Raw genomic sequence first — 21801 nt, 5'->3', positions numbered from 1 at the left:
AGGATAATATCGGAATACGAATCTTTATTCGTATCTTAACGTTTTGCAGTTCAGTTTTGAATGTTCATTTTATATGAAGATTCAACTCTTGTTCTTTGAAAACTGGATAAAACGACATTGAAACAATAAACAACAAGAAATTCTGTTGTGATTATTTACGTAATCACGACGTGTAAGACTTTTTAACTTTTAGGTTAAGTTAATAAGGGCGCACGGTGAATGCCTTGGCACTAGGAGTCGACGAAGGACGGCACTAACACCGATATGCTTCGGGGAGCTGTAAGTGAGCTTTGATCCGGAGATTTCCGAATGGGGAAACCCACTGTTCGTAATGGAGCAGTACATTTGCGTGAATACATAGCGCATCTGAGACACACCCAGGGAACTGAAACATCTAAGTACCTGGAGGAAGAGAAAGAAAATTCGATTCCCTGAGTAGCGGCGAGCGAAACGGGAATAGCCCAAACCAAAAGGCTTGCCTTTTGGGGTTGTAGGACACTCTACATAGAGTTACAAAGGAATGAGTTAGACGAAGCGATCTGGAAAGGTCCGCAGGATAGGGTAAAAGCCCCGTAGTCTAAAATTCATTCTCTCTTGAGTGTATCCTGAGTACGGCGGAACACGTGAAATTCCGTCGGAATCTGGGAGGACCATCTCCCAAGGCTAAATACTACCTAGTGACCGATAGTGAACCAGTACCGTGAGGGAAAGGTGAAAAGCACCCCGGAAGGGGAGTGAAATAGATCCTGAAACCGTGTGCCTACAAGTAGTTAGAGCCCGTTAATGGGTGATAGCGTGCCTTTTGTAGAATGAACCGGCGAGTTACGATCCCATGCAAGGTTAAGTCGAGAAGACGGAGCCGCAGCGAAAGCGAGTCTGAATAGGGCGAATGAGTATGTGGTCGTAGACCCGAAACCAGGTGATCTACCCATGTCCAGGATGAAGGTAAGGTAACACTTACTGGAGGTCCGAACCCACGCACGTTGAAAAGTGCGGGGATGAGGTGTGGGTAGCGGAGAAATTCCAATCGAACCTGGAGATAGCTGGTTCTCTCCGAAATAGCTTTAGGGCTAGCCTCAAACGTTAGAATCTTGGAGGTAGAGCACTGTTTGGACTAGGGGCCCATCCCGGGTTACCGAATTCAGACAAACTCCGAATGCCAATGATTTATGTTTGGGAGTCAGACTGCGAGTGATAAGATCCGTAGTCAAGAGGGAAACAGCCCAGACCACCAGCTAAGGTCCCAAAGTATTTGTTAAGTGGAAAAGGATGTGGCGTTGCTTAGACAACCAGGATGTTGGCTTAGAAGCAGCCATCATTTAAAGAGTGCGTAATAGCTCACTGGTCGAGTGACGCTGCGCCGAAAATGTATCGGGGCTAAACAAATCACCGAAGCTGTGGATTGATACCTTTGGTATCAGTGGTAGGAGAGCGTTCTAAGGGCGTTGAAGTCAGACCGGAAGGACTGGTGGAGCGCTTAGAAGTGAGAATGCCGGTATGAGTAGCGAAAGACGGGTGAGAATCCCGTCCACCGTATGACTAAGGTTTCCTGAGGAAGGCTCGTCCGCTCAGGGTTAGTCGGGACCTAAGCCGAGGCCGATAGGCGTAGGCGATGGATAACAGGTTGATATTCCTGTACCACCAAACCACCGTTTGAGTAATGGGGGGACGCAGAAGGATAGGGTAAGCATGCTGTTGGTTATGCATGTCCAAGCAGTAAGGTGTGAATGTAGGCAAATCCGCATTCTTTAACATTGAGCTGTGATGGCGAGGACGTATGTCTAGAGTTCCTGATTTCACACTGCCAAGAAAAGCCTCTAGCGAGGTGAAAGGTGCCCGTACCGCAAACCGACACAGGTAGTCGAGGAGAGAATCCTAAGGTGAGCGAGAGAACTCTCGTTAAGGAACTCGGCAAAATGACCCCGTAACTTCGGGAGAAGGGGTGCTCTTTTGGGTTCATAGCCTAGAAGAGCCGCAGTGAATAGGCCCAGGCGACTGTTTAGCAAAAACACAGGTCTATGCAAAACCGTAAGGTGAAGTATATGGGCTGACGCCTGCCCGGTGCTGGAAGGTTAAGAGGAGTGCTTAGCGCAAGCGAAGGTGCGAATTGAAGCCCCAGTAAACGGCGGCCGTAACTATAACGGTCCTAAGGTAGCGAAATTCCTTGTCGGGTAAGTTCCGACCCGCACGAAAGGCGTAACGATCTGGGCACTGTCTCAACGAGAGACTCGGTGAAATTATAGTACCTGTGAAGATGCAGGTTACCCGCGACAGGACGGAAAGACCCCGTGGAGCTTTACTATAGCTTGATATTGAATTTTGGTGCAACTTGTACAGGATAGGCAGGAGCCTTAGAGCCCGGAGCGCCAGCTTCGGAGGAGGCGTCGGTGGGATACTGCCCTGGTTGTATTGAAATTCTAACCCATACCCGTAACCCGGGTAGGAGACAGTGTCAGGCGGGTAGTTTGACTGGGGCGGTCGCCTCCTAAAGTGTAACGGAGGCGCCCAAAGGTTCCCTCAGAATGGTTGGAAATCATTCGAAGAGTGTAAAGGCAGAAGGGAGCTTGACTGCGAGACCTACAAGTCGAGCAGGGTCGAAAGACGGGCTTAGTGATCCGGTGGTTCCGCATGGAAGGGCCATCGCTCAACGGATAAAAGCTACCCCGGGGATAACAGGCTTATCTCCCCCAAGAGTCCACATCGACGGGGAGGTTTGGCACCTCGATGTCGGCTCATCGCATCCTGGGGCTGTAGTCGGTCCCAAGGGTTGGGCTGTTCGCCCATTAAAGCGGTACGCGAGCTGGGTTCAGAACGTCGTGAGACAGTTCGGTCCCTATCCGTCGTGGGCGTAGGAAATTTGAGAGGAGCTGTCCTTAGTACGAGAGGACCGGGATGGACACACCGCTGGTGTACCAGTTGTTCTGCCAAGAGCATCGCTGGGTAGCTATGTGTGGACGGGATAAGTGCTGAAAGCATCTAAGCACGAAGCCCCCCTCAAGATGAGATTTCCCATTACGCAAGTAAGTAAGATCCCTCAAAGACGATGAGGTAGATAGGTTCGGGGTGGAAGCGTGGCGACACGTGCAGCTGACGAATACTAATCGATCGAGGACTTAACCAAATTTGTTTAACGTAACAATGTCGTTTATCCAGTTTTGAGTGAACAAGCACTCTATTTTATAAGGATTTCAAGATACAACGCAATGCGCTGTAAATTGGAAGCCGAAGAGTCTAGTGATGATGGCGAAGAGGTCACACCCGTTCCCATACCGAACACGGAAGTTAAGCTCTTCAGCGCCGATGGTAGTTGGGGGTTTCCCCCTGTGAGAGTAGGACGTCGCTGGGCACCAAAAAGAAGTCGTTACCGAGTTATATCGGTGACGACTTCTTTTTTTGTTTTTGAAAAAATAAGCCGAAGGCAGTTACTATATAAGAAAGTGTACGAGCAAGTTGAGAGACGAAGAGTTCGAGTGCAGCTGCCGGAGAAATCTGTCAGGAACAGAAGTTAAGATCTAGCGCCAATGGTAGTTGGAGGTTTCTACCAGTGAGAATAGGGCGTCACGGGGTTCTAAAAGATTTGTTGCAGAGTCAGACATTAAGGAATTTTTTTGTATAAGAATTTGGAATAAATATGATTAATTTGGGTTAAGACTCTAGTGTTAATTAAATGAAAAAGTAAGGGATTAAATAAACCTAATTTAAACCTTAAAGGATCTATTGGTATTTAACTATTGGGGATTAATTTTATTCAATATACGAAAGTAGAAGACTGTTTAACTCTATAAGAAGGTATGTAAGATGATCTGCAAAAAGGAAATAGAAAAAGCTACGGACGGAGAGTATACCTTTCGTTAACTGGAGATGATATAACAGTTGGAAATGAAAAGGAGGGTAGTTCCCTTAAATAAACCCCTTTTATATAGTAGGAACAGGAGTGAAACATAGCTGTTCTTGTATAAAATATAGAATTCTAAAAGAAAATACGAAAAGACCTTGCCAACTACCATTATAAGTGGTATACTTATCAAGTTGTCACTTTAACCAGTGACGTTAAACAAACAAAAATAATTTAAAAAAGTTGTTGACAATCACATCGGGATTTGATATGATATATAAGTTGTCAAAAAGACATCACAACAACATGAACATTGAAAACTGAACATGCAAAACGTTAAGAAACATAGCTTTCAACTAACTTAGTTAGTATGATAGTAAAACAATTATGGACATCATTTAATGGTGATGCCAGCAAAACAAAATGAGCTTTTAAACTAGTTCTAATTTGTTCGCTTTCAATGTGCTCTGTATACTGGAAGTGAACTATTATGGAGAGTTTGATCCTGGCTCAGGACGAACGCTGGCGGCATGCCTAATACATGCAAGTCGAGCGAATGACGAAGAAGCTTGCTTCTTCTGATTTAGCGGCGGACGGGTGAGTAACACGTGGGCAACCTGCCCTGTAGATTGGGATAACTCCGGGAAACCGGGGCTAATACCGAATAATCCATTTCCTCACATGGGGAGATGTTAAAAGACGGTTTCGGCTGTCACTACAGGATGGGCCCGCGGCGCATTAGCTAGTTGGTGAGGTAACGGCTCACCAAGGCGACGATGCGTAGCCGACCTGAGAGGGTGATCGGCCACACTGGGACTGAGACACGGCCCAGACTCCTACGGGAGGCAGCAGTAGGGAATCTTCCACAATGGACGAAAGTCTGATGGAGCAATGCCGCGTGAGTGAAGAAGGTTTTCGGATCGTAAAACTCTGTTGTGAGGGAAGAACAAGTATGAGAGTAACTGCTCGTACCTTGACGGTACCTCATTAGAAAGCCACGGCTAACTACGTGCCAGCAGCCGCGGTAATACGTAGGTGGCAAGCGTTGTCCGGAATTATTGGGCGTAAAGCGCGCGCAGGCGGTCCTTTAAGTCTGATGTGAAATCCCACGGCTCAACCGTGGAAGGTCATTGGAAACTGGGGGACTTGAGTACAGAAGAGGAAAGCGGAATTCCAAGTGTAGCGGTGAAATGCGTAGAGATTTGGAGGAACACCAGTGGCGAAGGCGGCTTTCTGGTCTGTAACTGACGCTGAGGCGCGAAAGCGTGGGGAGCAAACAGGATTAGATACCCTGGTAGTCCACGCCGTAAACGATGAGTGCTAAGTGTTAGGGGGTTTCCGCCCCTTAGTGCTGCAGCTAACGCATTAAGCACTCCGCCTGGGGAGTACGGTCGCAAGACTGAAACTCAAAGGAATTGACGGGGGCCCGCACAAGCGGTGGAGCATGTGGTTTAATTCGAAGCAACGCGAAGAACCTTACCAGGTCTTGACATCCCGCTGACCGGCCTAGAGATAGGCTTTTCCCTTCGGGGACAGCGGTGACAGGTGGTGCATGGTTGTCGTCAGCTCGTGTCGTGAGATGTTGGGTTAAGTCCCGCAACGAGCGCAACCCTTGATCTTAGTTGCCAGCATTTAGTTGGGCACTCTAAGGTGACTGCCGGTGATAAACCGGAGGAAGGTGGGGATGACGTCAAATCATCATGCCCCTTATGACCTGGGCTACACACGTGCTACAATGGACGGTACAGAGGGTCGCAACCCCGCGAGGGTGAGCAAATCCCATAAAACCGTTCTCAGTTCGGATTGTAGGCTGCAACTCGCCTACATGAAGCCGGAATCGCTAGTAATCGTGGATCAGCATGCCACGGTGAATACGTTCCCGGGCCTTGTACACACCGCCCGTCACACCACGAGAGTTTGTAACACCCGAAGTCGGTGGGGTAACCCTTACGGGAGCCAGCCGCCGAAGGTGGGACAGATGATTGGGGTGAAGTCGTAACAAGGTAGCCGTATCGGAAGGTGCGGCTGGATCACCTCCTTTCTAAGGATAATATCGGAATACGAATATTTATTCGTATCTTAACGTTTTGCAGTTCAGTTTTGAATGTTCATTTTATATGAAGATTCAACGCTTGTTCTTTGAAAACTGGATAAAACGACATTGAAACAATAAACAACAAGAAATTCTGTTGTGATTATTTACGTAATCATGACGTGTAAGACTTTTTAACTTTTAGGTTAAGTTAATAAGGGCGCACGGTGAATGCCTTGGCACTAGGAGTCGACGAAGGACGGCACTAACACCGATATGCTTCGGGGAGCTGTAAGTGAGCTTTGATCCGGAGATTTCCGAATGGGGAAACCCACTGTTCGTAATGGAGCAGTACATTTGCGTGAATACATAGCGCATCTGAGACACACCCAGGGAACTGAAACATCTAAGTACCTGGAGGAAGAGAAAGAAAATTCGATTCCCTGAGTAGCGGCGAGCGAAACGGGAATAGCCCAAACCAAAAGGCTTGCCTTTTGGGGTTGTAGGACACTCTACATAGAGTTACAAAGGAATGAGTTAGACGAAGCGATCTGGAAAGGTCCGCAGGATAGGGTAAAAGCCCCGTAGTCTAAAATTCATTCTCTCTTGAGTGTATCCTGAGTACGGCGGAACACGTGAAATTCCGTCGGAATCTGGGAGGACCATCTCCCAAGGCTAAATACTACCTAGTGACCGATAGTGAACCAGTACCGTGAGGGAAAGGTGAAAAGCACCCCGGAAGGGGAGTGAAATAGATCCTGAAACCGTGTGCCTACAAGTAGTTAGAGCCCGTTAATGGGTGATAGCGTGCCTTTTGTAGAATGAACCGGCGAGTTACGATCCCATGCAAGGTTAAGTCGAGAAGACGGAGCCGCAGCGAAAGCGAGTCTGAATAGGGCGAATGAGTATGTGGTCGTAGACCCGAAACCAGGTGATCTACCCATGTCCAGGATGAAGGTAAGGTAACACTTACTGGAGGTCCGAACCCACGCACGTTGAAAAGTGCGGGGATGAGGTGTGGGTAGCGGAGAAATTCCAATCGAACCTGGAGATAGCTGGTTCTCTCCGAAATAGCTTTAGGGCTAGCCTCAAACGTTAGAATCTTGGAGGTAGAGCACTGTTTGGACTAGGGGCCCATCCCGGGTTACCGAATTCAGACAAACTCCGAATGCCAATGATTTATGTTTGGGAGTCAGACTGCGAGTGATAAGATCCGTAGTCAAGAGGGAAACAGCCCAGACCACCAGCTAAGGTCCCAAAGTATTTGTTAAGTGGAAAAGGATGTGGCGTTGCTTAGACAACCAGGATGTTGGCTTAGAAGCAGCCATCATTTAAAGAGTGCGTAATAGCTCACTGGTCGAGTGACGCTGCGCCGAAAATGTATCGGGGCTAAACAAATCACCGAAGCTGTGGATTGATACCTTTGGTATCAGTGGTAGGAGAGCGTTCTAAGGGCGTTGAAGTCAGACCGGAAGGACTGGTGGAGCGCTTAGAAGTGAGAATGCCGGTATGAGTAGCGAAAGACGGGTGAGAATCCCGTCCACCGTATGACTAAGGTTTCCTGAGGAAGGCTCGTCCGCTCAGGGTTAGTCGGGACCTAAGCCGAGGCCGATAGGCGTAGGCGATGGATAACAGGTTGATATTCCTGTACCACCAAACCACCGTTTGAGTAATGGGGGGACGCAGAAGGATAGGGTAAGCATGCTGTTGGTTATGCATGTCCAAGCAGTAAGGTGTGAATGTAGGCAAATCCGCATTCTTTAACATTGAGCTGTGATGGCGAGGACGTATGTCTAGAGTTCCTGATTTCACACTGCCAAGAAAAGCCTCTAGCGAGGTGAAAGGTGCCCGTACCGCAAACCGACACAGGTAGTCGAGGAGAGAATCCTAAGGTGAGCGAGAGAACTCTCGTTAAGGAACTCGGCAAAATGACCCCGTAACTTCGGGAGAAGGGGTGCTCTTTTGGGTTCATAGCCTAGAAGAGCCGCAGTGAATAGGCCCAGGCGACTGTTTAGCAAAAACACAGGTCTATGCAAAACCGTAAGGTGAAGTATATGGGCTGACGCCTGCCCGGTGCTGGAAGGTTAAGAGGAGTGCTTAGCGCAAGCGAAGGTGCGAATTGAAGCCCCAGTAAACGGCGGCCGTAACTATAACGGTCCTAAGGTAGCGAAATTCCTTGTCGGGTAAGTTCCGACCCGCACGAAAGGCGTAACGATCTGGGCACTGTCTCAACGAGAGACTCGGTGAAATTATAGTACCTGTGAAGATGCAGGTTACCCGCGACAGGACGGAAAGACCCCGTGGAGCTTTACTATAGCTTGATATTGAATTTTGGTGCAACTTGTACAGGATAGGCAGGAGCCTTAGAGCCCGGAGCGCCAGCTTCGGAGGAGGCGTCGGTGGGATACTGCCCTGGTTGTATTGAAATTCTAACCCATACCCGTAACCCGGGTAGGAGACAGTGTCAGGCGGGTAGTTTGACTGGGGCGGTCGCCTCCTAAAGTGTAACGGAGGCGCCCAAAGGTTCCCTCAGAATGGTTGGAAATCATTCGAAGAGTGTAAAGGCAGAAGGGAGCTTGACTGCGAGACCTACAAGTCGAGCAGGGTCGAAAGACGGGCTTAGTGATCCGGTGGTTCCGCATGGAAGGGCCATCGCTCAACGGATAAAAGCTACCCCGGGGATAACAGGCTTATCTCCCCCAAGAGTCCACATCGACGGGGAGGTTTGGCACCTCGATGTCGGCTCATCGCATCCTGGGGCTGTAGTCGGTCCCAAGGGTTGGGCTGTTCGCCCATTAAAGCGGTACGCGAGCTGGGTTCAGAACGTCGTGAGACAGTTCGGTCCCTATCCGTCGTGGGCGTAGGAAATTTGAGAGGAGCTGTCCTTAGTACGAGAGGACCGGGATGGACACACCGCTGGTGTACCAGTTGTTCTGCCAAGAGCATCGCTGGGTAGCTATGTGTGGACGGGATAAGTGCTGAAAGCATCTAAGCACGAAGCCCCCCTCAAGATGAGATTTCCCATTACGCAAGTAAGTAAGATCCCTCAAAGACGATGAGGTAGATAGGTTCGGGGTGGAAGCGTGGCGACACGTGCAGCTGACGAATACTAATCGATCGAGGACTTAACCAAATTTTGTTTAACGTAACAATGTCGTTTATCCAGTTTTGAGTGAACAAGCACTCTAGTTTACATTAGGGTTTCAAGATACAAGCAGTGCTAGGAAACGAGTGAGAGAAGGAAGGAACGTACTAACGTACGTGACTGACAGATCGAATGAAGTTGACAACGCAATGCGCCGTATATTGGAAGCCGAATAAGTCTAGTGATGATGGCGAAGAGGTCACACCCGTTCCCATACCGAACACGGAAGTTAAGCTCTTCAGCGCCGATGGTAGTTGGGGGTTTCCCCCTGTGAGAGTAGGACGTCGCTGGGCACCAAAAAGAAGTCGTTACCGAGTTATATCGGTAACGACTTCTTTTTTTGTTTTTGAAAAAATAAGCCGAAGGCAGTTACTATATAAGAAAGTGTACGAGCAAGTTGAGAGACGATGAGTTCGAGTGCGGCTGTCGAAAAAATCTGTCGGCTATTTACTTTCGTGCTCTGGAGTATTAATGAATTAAAACGGAGAATGTAGTTTCCTTAAGCTATGTTAATTAAAGATGCAGGTTGATTCGTAGTTTGTGAAGTGTTCACGTTCAACTAACACCGCAGGTGAGTTGAACAAGGAATGATTGTAACTGAGCAGGATAAACTAACCCTAAATATAATTAAGGGTGATGAAATATTGGATAAAAGTCCTCTGTTGGTTTTAATTAGTATACTAATTTGTGGGTTGTATTATGGGACAGTAAATGCAAAACTGAACGATACTCCACCTTCTTTTGAGGAAACACTTGCTGGAGTAGGGTACAAATCGGTAGCTGATGCATTAGACGATTTTGAACATCATTTTAACCAAGAACTTGAGTTACCGACAAGAGTACCACCAATTAGCTTTACTCACTACTTTGGTAGGTTTAGTAATCTAGATGGCGAGATAAACGATACTTTGGAAGTTAAATTTATAAGTGACCAATTACCTGATAATCATTTCAAAATAGATATTCGACCTATTCAGCATAAAATCACATTTGAAAAATATAAATTAAAAGTCTTTAAGTTAAAAAATGGAACCAATGCAACATATATTAACGACCTAAAATTTGGATTTAATTTGTTAGTCTTCGAAAGTGATAATTGGCAGTATATGTTTAGTATTGATGCAGACGTATCTGATAAAGTAACACCCGAAATACTCGTTCAGATAGCAAATTCTATTGATTTCTAAATAATCCTTATTCAGCTAACGCATCCTTTAGCAAAAGATAATAGGTTGCTTTGGCAACTCTTTTTTCTTTTTGAATGAAAGCCGCAGGTTAGTTGAAGAAGTACATATAAAAAGACCAATAAGTGGTCTTTTTTAAAGGGGAGAATCAAAAGTTTTTAGTAACGTATCAATTTCTGTTTTAAAGGTAAAAAAATGAGGCCTTTTTTCATCATCAAATATGAGTAAATAAGGCTTTTCATTTTCGGGAATAATAATGATAACTTCATCAATCAAAGTATTCACCCATTTATTTTCTAATCGAAGAGATGGCGTTAAGGGGATTTTTACTATATAACCTTTGTCTGGAATAGGATTGAATTTTTTAACAATATTATCAATTTCTTTAATAATTCTTTTAGTCTCGAGTTGTATTTTAGGATTTGTTGGCATTGTTATTATCTTGTTTTTTTCAATATCAAGTAGTTCAATTTCCGTAATGCCTTGAGCACTTACTGTGAGTAGATTAAAAAGGAAAAGTATAGGAATTGACGAAAATAAAATTTTGCGAATCACATTTATCACCTCAAAATTATTCTTACCAAAGATAATTTTGTTATACCTTATGCTTATTTAACCAACGGGTGCCTTAGTGAAATATAGAGTTGGATAGTACAGCTCTTTTTTTGTTCAACTAACGCCGCAATCTAGTGGTATAAGAAAGATCTCTAGGAACACTAAAATGAGGTGTTTTTTATGAAAAAATACATTATTTTAGTGTTAGTGTTTATTTTCTTTGTTGTTCCCAAAACTCTAAGTGCAACAAAAGAAGTATATGAAGTGGTTACGAAGTTATCCAAAGATATAGTATTATACGCTAAGAAAACGAATGAAGATTTATATCGGGACTTTAAACTAGATTTCAAAGGAGAGACTTACTTTATACCTTTTGGGATAAATGTTACAAACCCAACCTATGCCCCTAAAATATTCTACCAAGACATAAACGAAGATAGAAAAAAGGAATTAATCATAACTTTAACAAAAGGTTACGGTTCTGGTGTGCGAGATGAAGAAGTTTATGCTTATAGTTATACAAATGGATTGATTGATGTCATTGTCGATAATCCTTTAGCAATTATCAATAAAAACGTAAAAACAAAATTAACTCCTGAAAAAGCCAAAATCACCTTGGGTGACAAAGTATTCATTGTCGATACTAAGTCAATAGAATCAACGCATTTATTTGAGGATATAAGTTTTGGCAGCGTTATTGATTATGAAGTAATTAACAAAAATCTTATGGTCAGAGTAAGTAGTCAAATAACACCAGCGATGTTTGTTGGAGATATTATCATTACTTATGAATACAGTGATAAAATGTATCAAGCAAAAGAAATTAAATTTATAACGGATATTAATAAAAACCCATTTTATGGTCTAGTTAAACATTAGGCCATATTCGGGTGAAAGAGAATGGAATTTATGTGCTGGATTATAGAGTTTTGGAGGATAAATATCTTAAAAGTGGTAAACCCTTATTTTAAGATATGCGAGGTTCATTATAACGAAAAGTATTTTCTCATATATGGGGTGAAATAATGCCTGCTGAATCATTAGAGGAATTGAAGGAAGATTATGAGTATAGGCGTAAAGCATTTGAAAGTCCTGTATGGAAGGTAGTTGATAAGTTAGTAGAACTGACAGAATAATGTTCCAGTATGACAATAATGTTTAATAAAAGATAATGTACTAATACAACTAACGAGTACTTTAGTAAAAACGGACTCCAAAGGAAAATGAACGTAGATATGCCTTTGTATTTTATATCAACCATCAACCTTTACTTTTAACATAGTCTTTCCTTATATAAAATCCATTTATTCCTTTTATATAGTAGGAACAGGAGGGAAAGTAGCTGTTCTTACATTAAATATAGAATTCTAAAAGAAAATTGGAAAAGACCTTGCCAATGACCATTATAAGTGGTATAGTTATCAAGTTGTCACTTTAACAAGTGACGTTAAACAAAAAAACACTTTAAAAAAAGTTGTTGACAATCACATCAGGAATTGATATGATATATAAGTTGTCAAAACGACATTACAACAACATGAACATTGAAAACTGAACATGCAAAACGTTAAGAAACATAGCTTTCAACTAACTTGTTAGGATGATAGCAAAACAATTTTGGACATCATTTAATGATGATGCCAGCAAAACAAAATGAGCTTTTAAACTAGTTCTAATTTGTTCGCTTTCAATGTGCTCTGCATACTGGAAGTGAACTATTATGGAGAGTTTGATCCTGGCTCAGGACGAACGCTGGCGGCATGCCTAATACATGCAAGTCGAGCGAATGACGAAGAAGCTTGCTTCTTCTGATTTAGCGGCGGACGGGTGAGTAACACGTGGGCAACCTGCCCTGTAGATTGGGATAACTCCGGGAAACCGGGGCTAATACCGAATAATCCATTTCCTCTCATGGGGAGATGTTAAAAGACGGCATCTCGCTGTCACTACAGGATGGGCCCGCGGCGCATTAGCTAGTTGGTGAGGTAACGGCTCACCAAGGCGACGATGCGTAGCCGACCTGAGAGGGTGATCGGCCACACTGGGACTGAGACACGGCCCAGACTCCTACGGGAGGCAGCAGTAGGGAATCTTCCACAATGGACGAAAGTCTGATGGAGCAATGCCGCGTGAGTGAAGAAGGTTTTCGGATCGTAAAACTCTGTTGTGAGGGAAGAACAAGTATGAGAGTAACTGCTCGTACCTTGACGGTACCTCATTAGAAAGCCACGGCTAACTACGTGCCAGCAGCCGCGGTAATACGTAGGTGGCAAGCGTTGTCCGGAATTATTGGGCGTAAAGCGCGCGCAGGCGGTCCTTTAAGTCTGATGTGAAATCCCACGGCTCAACCGTGGAAGGTCATTGGAAACTGGGGGACTTGAGTACAGAAGAGGAAAGCGGAATTCCAAGTGTAGCGGTGAAATGCGTAGAGATTTGGAGGAACACCAGTGGCGAAGGCGGCTTTCTGGTCTGTAACTGACGCTGAGGCGCGAAAGCGTGGGGAGCAAACAGGATTAGATACCCTGGTAGTCCACGCCGTAAACGATGAGTGCTAAGTGTTAGGGGGTTTCCGCCCCTTAGTGCTGCAGCTAACGCATTAAGCACTCCGCCTGGGGAGTACGGTCGCAAGACTGAAACTCAAAGGAATTGACGGGGGCCCGCACAAGCGGTGGAGCATGTGGTTTAATTCGAAGCAACGCGAAGAACCTTACCAGGTCTTGACATCCCGCTGACCGGCCTAGAGATAGGCTTTTCCCTTCGGGGACAGCGGTGACAGGTGGTGCATGGTTGTCGTCAGCTCGTGTCGTGAGATGTTGGGTTAAGTCCCGCAACGAGCGCAACCCTTGATCTTAGTTGCCAGCATTTAGTTGGGCACTCTAAGGTGACTGCCGGTGATAAACCGGAGGAAGGTGGGGATGACGTCAAATCATCATGCCCCTTATGACCTGGGCTACACACGTGCTACAATGGACGGTACAGAGGGTCGCAACCCCGCGAGGGTGAGCAAATCCCATAAAACCGTTCTCAGTTCGGATTGTAGGCTGCAACTCGCCTACATGAAGCCGGAATCGCTAGTAATCGTGGATCAGCATGCCACGGTGAATACGTTCCCGGGCCTTGTACACACCGCCCGTCACACCACGAGAGTTTGTAACACCCGAAGTCGGTGGGGTAACCCTTACGGGAGCCAGCCGCCGAAGGTGGGACAGATGATTGGGGTGAAGTCGTAACAAGGTAGCCGTATCGGAAGGTGCGGCTGGATCACCTCCTTTCTAAGGATAATATCGGAATACGAATATTTATTCGTATCTTAACGTTTTGCAGTTCAGTTTTGAATGTTCATTTTATATGAAGATTCAACGCTTGTTCTTTGAAAACTGGATAAAACGACATTGAAACAATAAACAACAAGAAATTCTGTTGTGATTATTTACGTAATCATGACGTGTAAGACTTTTTAACTTTTAGGTTAAGTTAATAAGGGCGCACGGTGAATGCCTTGGCACTAGGAGTCGACGAAGGACGGCACTAACACCGATATGCTTCGGGGAGCTGTAAGTGAGCTTTGATCCGGAGATTTCCGAATGGGGAAACCCACTGTTCGTAATGGAGCAGTACATTTGCGTGAATACATAGCGCATCTGAGACACACCCAGGGAACTGAAACATCTAAGTACCTGGAGGAAGAGAAAGAAAATTCGATTCCCTGAGTAGCGGCGAGCGAAACGGGAATAGCCCAAACCAAAAGGCTTGCCTTTTGGGGTTGTAGGACACTCTACATAGAGTTACAAAGGAATGAGTTAGACGAAGCGATCTGGAAAGGTCCGCAGGATAGGGTAAAAGCCCCGTAGTCTAAAATTCATTCTCTCTTGAGTGTATCCTGAGTACGGCGGAACACGTGAAATTCCGTCGGAATCTGGGAGGACCATCTCCCAAGGCTAAATACTACCTAGTGACCGATAGTGAACCAGTACCGTGAGGGAAAGGTGAAAAGCACCCCGGAAGGGGAGTGAAATAGATCCTGAAACCGTGTGCCTACAAGTAGTTAGAGCCCGTTAATGGGTGATAGCGTGCCTTTTGTAGAATGAACCGGCGAGTTACGATCCCATGCAAGGTTAAGTCGAGAAGACGGAGCCGCAGCGAAAGCGAGTCTGAATAGGGCGAATGAGTATGTGGTCGTAGACCCGAAACCAGGTGATCTACCCATGTCCAGGATGAAGGTAAGGTAACACTTACTGGAGGTCCGAACCCACGCACGTTGAAAAGTGCGGGGATGAGGTGTGGGTAGCGGAGAAATTCCAATCGAACCTGGAGATAGCTGGTTCTCTCCGAAATAGCTTTAGGGCTAGCCTCAAACGTTAGAATCTTGGAGGTAGAGCACTGTTTGGACTAGGGGCCCATCCCGGGTTACCGAATTCAGACAAACTCCGAATGCCAATGATTTATGTTTGGGAGTCAGACTGCGAGTGATAAGATCCGTAGTCAAGAGGGAAACAGCCCAGACCACCAGCTAAGGTCCCAAAGTATTTGTTAAGTGGAAAAGGATGTGGCGTTGCTTAGACAACCAGGATGTTGGCTTAGAAGCAGCCATCATTTAAAGAGTGCGTAATAGCTCACTGGTCGAGTGACGCTGCGCCGAAAATGTATCGGGGCTAAACAAATCACCGAAGCTGTGGATTGATACCTTTGGTATCAGTGGTAGGAGAGCGTTCTAAGGGCGTTGAAGTCAGACCGGAAGGACTGGTGGAGCGCTTAGAAGTGAGAATGCCGGTATGAGTAGCGAAAGACGGGTGAGAATCCCGTCCACCGTATGACTAAGGTTTCCTGAGGAAGGCTCGTCCGCTCAGGGTTAGTCGGGACCTAAGCCGAGGCCGATAGGCGTAGGCGATGGATAACAGGTTGATATTCCTGTACCACCAAACCACCGTTTGAGTAATGGGGGGACGCAGAAGGATAGGGTAAGCATGCTGTTGGTTATGCATGTCCAAGCAGTAAGGTGTGAATGTAGGCAAATCCGCATTCTTTAACATTGAGCTGTGATGGCGAGGACGTATGTCTAGAGTTCCTGATTTCACACTGCCAAGAAAAGCCTCTAGCGAGGTGAAAGGTGCCCGTACCGCAAACCGACACAGGTAGTCGAGGAGAGAATCCTAAGGTGAGCGAGAGAACTCTCGTTAAGGAACTCGGCAAAATGACCCCGTAACTTCGGGAGAAGGGGTGCTCTTTTGGGTTCATAGCCTAGAAGAGCCGCAGTGAATAGGCCCAGGCGACTGTTTAGCAAAAACACAGGTCTATGCAAAACCGTAAGGTGAAGTATATGGGCTGACGCCTGCCCGGTGCTGGAAGGTTAAGAGGAGTGCTTAGCGCAAGCGAAGGTGCGAATTGAAGCCCCAGTAAACGGCGGCCGTAACTATAACGGTCCTAAGGTAGCGAAATTCCTTGTCGGGTAAGTTCCGACCCGCACGAAAGGCGTAACGATCTGGGCACTGTCTCAACGAGAGACTCGGTGAAATTATAGTACCTGTGAAGATGCAGGTTACCCGCGACAGGACGGAAAGACCCCGTGGAGCTTTACTATAGCTTGATATTGAATTTTGGTGCAACTTGTACAGGATAGGCAGGAGCCTTAGAGCCCGGAGCGCCAGCTTCGGAGGAGGCGTCGGTGGGATACTGCCCTGGTTGTATTGAAATTCTAACCCATACCCGTAACCCGGGTAGGAGACAGTGTCAGGCGGGTAGTTTGACTGGGGCGGTCGCCTCCTAAAGTGTAACGGAGGCGCCCAAAGGTTCCCTCAGAATGGTTGGAAATCATTCGAAGAGTGTAAAGGCAGAAGGGAGCTTGACTGCGAGACCTACAAGTCGAGCAGGGTCGAAAGACGGGCTTAGTGATCCGGTGGTTCCGCATGGAAGGGCCATCGCTCAACGGATAAAAGCTACCCCGGGGATAACAGGCTTATCTCCCCCAAGAGTCCACATCGACGGGGAGGTTTGGCACCTCGATGTCGGCTCATCGCATCCTGGGGCTGTAGTCGGTCCCAAGGGTTGGGCTGTTCGCCCATTAAAGCGGTACGCGAGCTGGGTTCAGAACGTCGTGAGACAGTTCGGTCCCTATCCGTCGTGGGCGTAGGAAATTTGAGAGGAGCTGTCCTTAGTACGAGAGGACCGGGATGGACACACCGCTGGTGTACCAGTTGTTCTGCCAAGAGCATCGCTGGGTAGCTATGTGTGGACGGGATAAGTGCTGAAAGCATCTAAGCACGAAGCCCCCCTCAAGATGAGATTTCCCATTACGCAAGTAAGTAAGATCCCTCAAAGACGATGAGGTAGATAGGTTCGGGGTGGAAGCGTGGCGACACGTGCAGCTGACGAATACTAATCGATCGAGGACTTAACCAAATTTGTTTAACGTAACAATGTCGTTTATCCAGTTTTGAGTGAACAAGCACTCTATTTTATAAGGATTTCAAGATACAACGCAATGCGCTGTAAATTGGAAGCCGAAGAGTCTAGTGATGATGGCGAAGAGGTCACACCCGTTCCCATACCGAACACGGAAGTTAAGCTCTTCAGCGCCGATGGTAGTTGGGGGTTTCCCCCTGTGAGAGTAGGACGTCGCTGGGCACCAAAAAGAAGTCGTTACCGAGTTATATCGGTAACGACTTCTTTTTTGTTTTTGAAAAATTAACGTTCGTTCATTAATGCAAGTGTATTTCCTTCTGTATCTTTAAAGAATGCCATCCAGGTTTCTGTATCCTCTACCTTTGCTACCATATGTGGTTCATCGATGAAAGTAGCTCCGGCCTCCTTCATTCTCAAAACCTCGCTATTTAAATCCTCCACTTGGAAATATAACACGGAGCTGGGGTGATTGAATTCTTCTTTTTCAGCTCGACTTAACAGAAGTCGCGTATCTCCACATTGAAAAAAAGCTAGACCACCCATTTCAAATAACAGAGATAAATTAATAACATCCTTATAAAATGTAACCGCTCTTTCCACATTTTCAACATTTACTGCAACTTGTCCTAATTTCATAAATAATTTCCCTCATTTCTTATATATATCTATTCTCTATTTCATTGCAAACTCCTTTAAATACTTGCCTATGCATAGGACCCAAATATAACTAGACAATTGACAGTTAATATTATATACTACATTACAACACTAATGCACTGATTTTTAGGAGAGAGGAGATTAACCTCAGGTGATATTAAGTAACGACAGCAGTAAGCCAATATATGTGCAAATTGCAGAATGGTTGGAGAATGAAATTATTGCAGAGCGTTTTACGGCTAACGAAAAAGTATACTCTCAGTATCAGTTGGCAGAGCTTTTCAATATAAATCCAGCTACAGCAGCTAAGGGATTAACGATACTTGTAGAGGAAATGACATTATATAAGAAGAGGGGACTTGGGATGTTCGTAGCACCAGAGGCCAAAATGATGATTCTGGAAAAACGGAGAAATGAGACACTTACGAAAATGGTAACAGACATTGTTTTAGAAGCGAAAAGGTTATCAGTAACAAAAGCGGAATTAATACAACTCATCCATAAATGTGAGGAGGAGATCCAGTGAATGTGATAGATTGTCAAAAGGTAAGCAAGGGTTATCGAAGAACTAATGCTTTAGAAGATATTACTTTTCAACTGACAGATCAAAAAATTACAGGACTTATTGGTCGTAATGGTGCGGGGAAGACAACTTTGCTCAAAATATTGGCAGGCTTAACTAAGCATAAATCTGGTGAAGTAAATGTATTTGGAAAAAACCCTTATAATAATTTACTGGTTTCTGCAAACAGTATTTTAGTGGATGATCAAATGACTTTTCCAGACTCACTTACCTTAGAAGAGATATTACGAAGTGCGCCAGCTTTTTATAAAAAGTGGGATACACAACTTGCAGTTAGGTTATTTCGATACTTTAAACTGGATTCCAAGCAACAGCATTCTAATTTATCCAAAGGTTCAAGAGCTACGTTTAATATGATTTTCGGATTGTCTACACATTGTGAGTTAACGATGTTTGATGAGCCAACAAACGGAATGGATGAAGCGGTCCGGACAGACTTTTATAGAGCTTTACTAAAGGATTATATTGCATATCCTCGCTCTATTTTAATATCTAGTCACCATTTATCAGAAATAGAGCATTTACTAGAGGATATATTATTGATTCATAAAGGGGAAGTTGTTCTTCATGCAGACTTAGATGAAGTGAAGGAATATGCGGTAGCTATTCAGGGACCAGTTGCAGATGTGGAAAAATGGACAGCAGGGGAAGAAGTTCTTCATTCAAAAAGAGTTGATGAGCAAAAGCAATATGCAGTGGTTAAAAAAAATTCGGAGCTGGAAAGAGCTCGCTTAGAAGGTGCCAACATTCAGATGTTAACTGCCAGTGAGGTATGCATGTACATGACGAGTGAGAGCAAAGGAGGAATCGATGATGTTTTTAAGTAACAGTAGCCTAACGAGTGTAGTACTATCTCAGGTAAAGTTTAAGCTAAGTGCTTATAGCGGATTGATCTACTCACTAATTATTTTACAGGTGTTAGGGATACTTTTTGCTACTGGGTGGTCAAGTAGTGGAACTTCCATTAATAATATATCTATTAATTTGAATATATCATCAATCGATTCAGGATTCATTTTTGTCTCATTATTAGCTATTTCAGTTGGTAATCTAATTACAACGAGAGCATACCGCTATGATGACTTTTCGTTTGTAGCTACTCGTCTAAGTAGCAATATAGCTAATTGTATCGTTTTATTGATTTTTAGTTGTTATGCAGGGGTGACTACTTACTTTTCAGTTTATCTAATGCGTATCTTTTTAACGTTTAATAGTACTAATGAGTTTGTAGAAGGTCCTACTATTCTAGATAATCCTATGAATTCTTTATTAACTATTCTAGCGATGATTATTTTCTTATGGATGTTCAGCTCGTTAGGATATATAGCTGGCACTTTGTTTCAAAAGCATAAGCTACTGTTCTTTGGTGCATTAGTAATTATTATTATGTTGTTGCTGACAGGGACTTGGATAAGGATATCAGAAATCATTTTTGTAGAGAACAGTTCATTGCTAATATTGATTGCAAAAACTTTTGGTATAGCGATATTGATCTTTGCGACATCCACTGCAATTTCTAACCGTTTGGAGGTTAGAGTATGAGTAATACTTGGATGATATTCCTTATTGGATTAATACCTGTAGTCATTGGAATACTTATAGTTCTTTATATAACGAAGAAAGTAAAATATAAAGGGAGTCTACGTCTAAATAAAATTGTGATAATTATCTACTTCAGTTTATTAATCGGTGTTGGAGTTGTATATGAAATACTACCAAAGGAACCGAAAGTAGAACAATTATCCGAAGAACAATTACAGCAATTACAAACAGAAAACGAAGTATTTGAAGCAAAGTTACTAAAACAAGAAGAGAGCAAATTGAGTCAGAAGTTTCTTAAAGAAGAATGGACTCATGAACTAAGTGGGAATACATTAACTCTAGGATATATAGGAAATGACTCATATTCTACAAAAGTGGTAGTGGAATGGATAGACTCTACTGCTCAAAAGATTGAAGGAAAGGTATACCGGTCTCATATAAATTTATATGGATTAAAAATAGAAGATAAGATTCCCCTTCATGAAGCAGAATGGAAGGGAAATGAGTTAGTTATACATGAGCCTGTGAGCAAGAGTTTACATTCGATCAGTTATCTAATGAGTTAAACGTATTTCAGCAAACGGATACGATGGAGATTAGGATGGTAAGAGGCCGAACGTATATTCACTTAAAAGTCCCGAAGCATATAGAGATCGTGGATCCATTGGGGCTTCAAATGTATTAACTAAAGATAAAGTGCTTGCTACTCGAGCACTTTATTTTAGTTTTACATCAAATAAGAATTTCAATTGTCTCATTAAAAGTTTAGAAGGGATAAAAGGGAATAAAAAGTCTCGAACACTGGCAATTGGGCGAGATTGGATTTGAGCGATTTCTCCAATTTGACGAGAAAGCCTAATTACTTTAGCAGTTCGTGCAACTCGCTTTTCTGCATAAAATGCTAACACCTTATCCACATGTTCAAATTGTTTGAAGCCGTTACCTAAAACGATGGCATCCTCAATAGCCTGTCCTGCTCCTTGACCCATATTGGGTGTAGTGGCATGAGCAGCATCTCCAAGAAGAACTACTCTTCCAAAAACAAATTGCCGCAATGGTTTAATATCAGATAAGTCATGGTGAAGAATTCTCTCGAGAGGTGTAGTTGTAATTATGTTGTGTACAACTTTTGGAAGATGGTCAAATATATCACCGATTTCCGGAGCAGTGAGCTTTTGAAATTGTGGATTTCTAGCCGTTGTATTAATACAGGCGAACCAATATATCAAGCCATTTTTCATCGGGGCCATCCCAAATCTTCCTTGTGTCGCCCAATATTCCGAAGATGTGTATTCATCAACTCTTCCATTGTTCTCTGTTATTCCTCTCCAACATGTGTAGCCGGCGTATCGAGTAACAGAGCCAGGTAGTAGTTGTTGCCGTATAGATGAATGAATACCATCGGCAGCTATGAGTAAATTGGCGGTCACAGTTGTACCGTCTTCGAAATAGACAGTTACTTGATTATCATTTTGCTCGACAGATATGTATTTTTTATTGAAATGAAGTGTATCTGGTTTAAGTGCTTTCAGAAAAATCTTATGTAAATCAGCTCGGTGAATGGTAATATTCTCTTGTCCATAAAGCTCTTTTAGTACGGTAAGATCTATCGTATTGAGTGTATTCCCATAGGTATCTAGAAATACCTGTTGATGAAGAGCATGACCATTCGCAAATATCTCTTCTCCAACACCAATTTCCATCAGTGCTTGCAAAGCATTAGAGCCTATTCCAATACCAGCGCCGACAGGTTGAAAAGTTGGACTAGCTTCATATACCTGAACAGAAAAACCTTGTTTTTGTAGTGTTACGGCAGCACAGAGCCCTCCAATACCCCCGCCTATTATTGCTATTTTCATTTGGTAAAAC

General features: G+C 44.3%; 9 protein-coding genes and 8 rRNA genes. 14 read left to right on the top strand and 3 right to left on the bottom strand.

The window, feature by feature from the left end:
• Positions 1 to 192 precede the first annotated feature (192 nt).
• The 6 genes from MKX53_RS15915 (at position 193) to MKX53_RS15890 (ending at position 10199) form a co-directional block, all read left to right on the top strand.
• Positions 193 to 3121, top strand: a 23S ribosomal RNA gene (locus MKX53_RS15915).
• A 109-nt stretch (positions 3122 to 3230) separates the two neighbouring features.
• Positions 3231 to 3346 (top strand): 5S ribosomal RNA (gene rrf / locus MKX53_RS15910).
• Positions 3347 to 4322: 976 nt separating this feature from the next.
• Positions 4323 to 5876 (top strand): 16S ribosomal RNA (locus tag MKX53_RS15905).
• A 195-nt stretch (positions 5877 to 6071) separates the two neighbouring features.
• Positions 6072 to 9000 (top strand): 23S ribosomal RNA (locus MKX53_RS15900).
• A gap of 189 nt (positions 9001 to 9189) precedes the next feature.
• Positions 9190 to 9305, top strand: a 5S ribosomal RNA gene (gene rrf, locus MKX53_RS15895).
• The 16S, 23S and 5S rRNA genes sit together here, the layout of an rRNA operon.
• A gap of 351 nt (positions 9306 to 9656) precedes the next feature.
• A complete protein-coding gene (locus MKX53_RS15890) occupies positions 9657 to 10199 on the top strand; it encodes a hypothetical protein (protein WP_340912523.1) in 543 nt (180 codons plus the stop codon).
• 132 nt (positions 10200 to 10331) lie between these two features.
• Here MKX53_RS15890 and MKX53_RS15885 read toward each other — a convergent pair whose 3' ends face one another.
• Positions 10332 to 10751 (bottom strand): hypothetical protein, encoded by a 420-nt coding sequence (locus tag MKX53_RS15885; RefSeq protein WP_340912521.1) that lies wholly within the window; start codon positions 10749 to 10751, stop codon positions 10332 to 10334.
• A gap of 180 nt (positions 10752 to 10931) precedes the next feature.
• On the opposite strand from MKX53_RS15885, the gene MKX53_RS15880 reads away from it, so the two are divergent.
• From MKX53_RS15880 to rrf (MKX53_RS15865), 4 genes are all read left to right on the top strand, one after another.
• Positions 10932 to 11630 (top strand): hypothetical protein, encoded by a 699-nt coding sequence (locus MKX53_RS15880; RefSeq protein ID WP_340912518.1) that lies wholly within the window; start codon positions 10932 to 10934, stop codon positions 11628 to 11630.
• Between the two features lie 838 nt (positions 11631 to 12468).
• Positions 12469 to 14023 (top strand): 16S ribosomal RNA (locus MKX53_RS15875).
• 195 nt (positions 14024 to 14218) lie between these two features.
• A 23S ribosomal RNA gene (locus tag MKX53_RS15870) occupies positions 14219 to 17147 on the top strand.
• A gap of 109 nt (positions 17148 to 17256) precedes the next feature.
• Positions 17257 to 17372: ribosomal RNA gene (gene rrf / locus MKX53_RS15865) — 5S ribosomal RNA — on the top strand.
• A gap of 60 nt (positions 17373 to 17432) precedes the next feature.
• Here rrf (MKX53_RS15865) and MKX53_RS15860 read toward each other — a convergent pair.
• Complete coding sequence (locus MKX53_RS15860; protein WP_340912516.1) at positions 17433 to 17786, bottom strand: VOC family protein; 354 nt, start codon at positions 17784 to 17786, stop codon at positions 17433 to 17435.
• A 172-nt stretch (positions 17787 to 17958) separates the two neighbouring features.
• On the opposite strand from MKX53_RS15860, the gene MKX53_RS15855 reads away from it, so the two are divergent.
• Genes MKX53_RS15855 through MKX53_RS15840 form a run of 4 tightly spaced genes read left to right on the top strand, consistent with a single transcriptional unit; the run spans position 17959 to position 20498 of the window.
• Entirely contained in the window at positions 17959 to 18333 is a 375-nt protein-coding gene (locus MKX53_RS15855) for a GntR family transcriptional regulator (RefSeq protein ID WP_093538209.1), read from the top strand.
• The gene (locus MKX53_RS15850; RefSeq protein ID WP_340912515.1) at positions 18330 to 19217 is read left to right on the top strand and encodes an ABC transporter ATP-binding protein; all 888 of its coding nucleotides are present in this window, start codon (positions 18330 to 18332) and stop codon (positions 19215 to 19217) included. The genes MKX53_RS15855 and MKX53_RS15850 overlap by 4 nt, the downstream gene beginning before the upstream one ends.
• Positions 19201 to 19932: a hypothetical protein gene (locus tag MKX53_RS15845; RefSeq protein ID WP_340912513.1), complete on the top strand. Its 732-nt coding sequence runs from the start codon at positions 19201 to 19203 to the stop codon at positions 19930 to 19932. The genes MKX53_RS15850 and MKX53_RS15845 overlap by 17 nt, the downstream gene beginning before the upstream one ends.
• Positions 19929 to 20498 (top strand): hypothetical protein, encoded by a 570-nt coding sequence (locus tag MKX53_RS15840; protein ID WP_340912510.1) that lies wholly within the window; start codon positions 19929 to 19931, stop codon positions 20496 to 20498. Before MKX53_RS15845 ends, MKX53_RS15840 begins: the two co-directional genes overlap by 4 nt.
• Positions 20499 to 20648: 150 nt before the next feature.
• Here MKX53_RS15840 and MKX53_RS15835 read toward each other — a convergent pair whose 3' ends face one another.
• Positions 20649 to 21791 carry an FAD-dependent monooxygenase gene (locus MKX53_RS15835; protein WP_340912508.1) on the bottom strand — a complete coding sequence of 381 codons (1143 nt, stop codon included), beginning with the start codon at positions 21789 to 21791 and terminating at the stop codon, positions 20649 to 20651.
• Between the last annotated feature and the right edge of the window lie 10 nt (positions 21792 to 21801).

It is taken from the genome of Psychrobacillus sp. FSL K6-4615, from assembly GCF_038008225.1.
GTDB classification, from domain to species: domain Bacteria; phylum Bacillota; class Bacilli; order Bacillales_A; family Planococcaceae; genus Psychrobacillus; species Psychrobacillus psychrotolerans.
The sequence above is the reverse complement of the archived record's forward strand: the minus strand, read 5'-3'. Positions and strand labels throughout refer to the sequence as shown.

Excerpts from the sequence above, each read along its gene's own strand:
- MKX53_RS15835 (WP_340912508.1), bottom strand. The coding sequence starts at position 21,791 with ATGAAAATAGCAATAATAGGCGGGGGTATTGGAGGGCTCTGTGCTGCC.
- MKX53_RS15880 (WP_340912518.1), top strand. The coding sequence starts at position 10,932 with ATGAAAAAATACATTATTTTAGTGTTAGTGTTTATTTTCTTTGTTGTT.
- MKX53_RS15860 (WP_340912516.1), bottom strand. The coding sequence starts at position 17,786 with ATGAAATTAGGACAAGTTGCAGTAAATGTTGAAAATGTGGAAAGAGCG.
- MKX53_RS15840 (WP_340912510.1), top strand. The coding sequence starts at position 19,929 with ATGAGTAATACTTGGATGATATTCCTTATTGGATTAATACCTGTAGTC.
- MKX53_RS15845 (WP_340912513.1), top strand. The coding sequence starts at position 19,201 with ATGATGTTTTTAAGTAACAGTAGCCTAACGAGTGTAGTACTATCTCAG.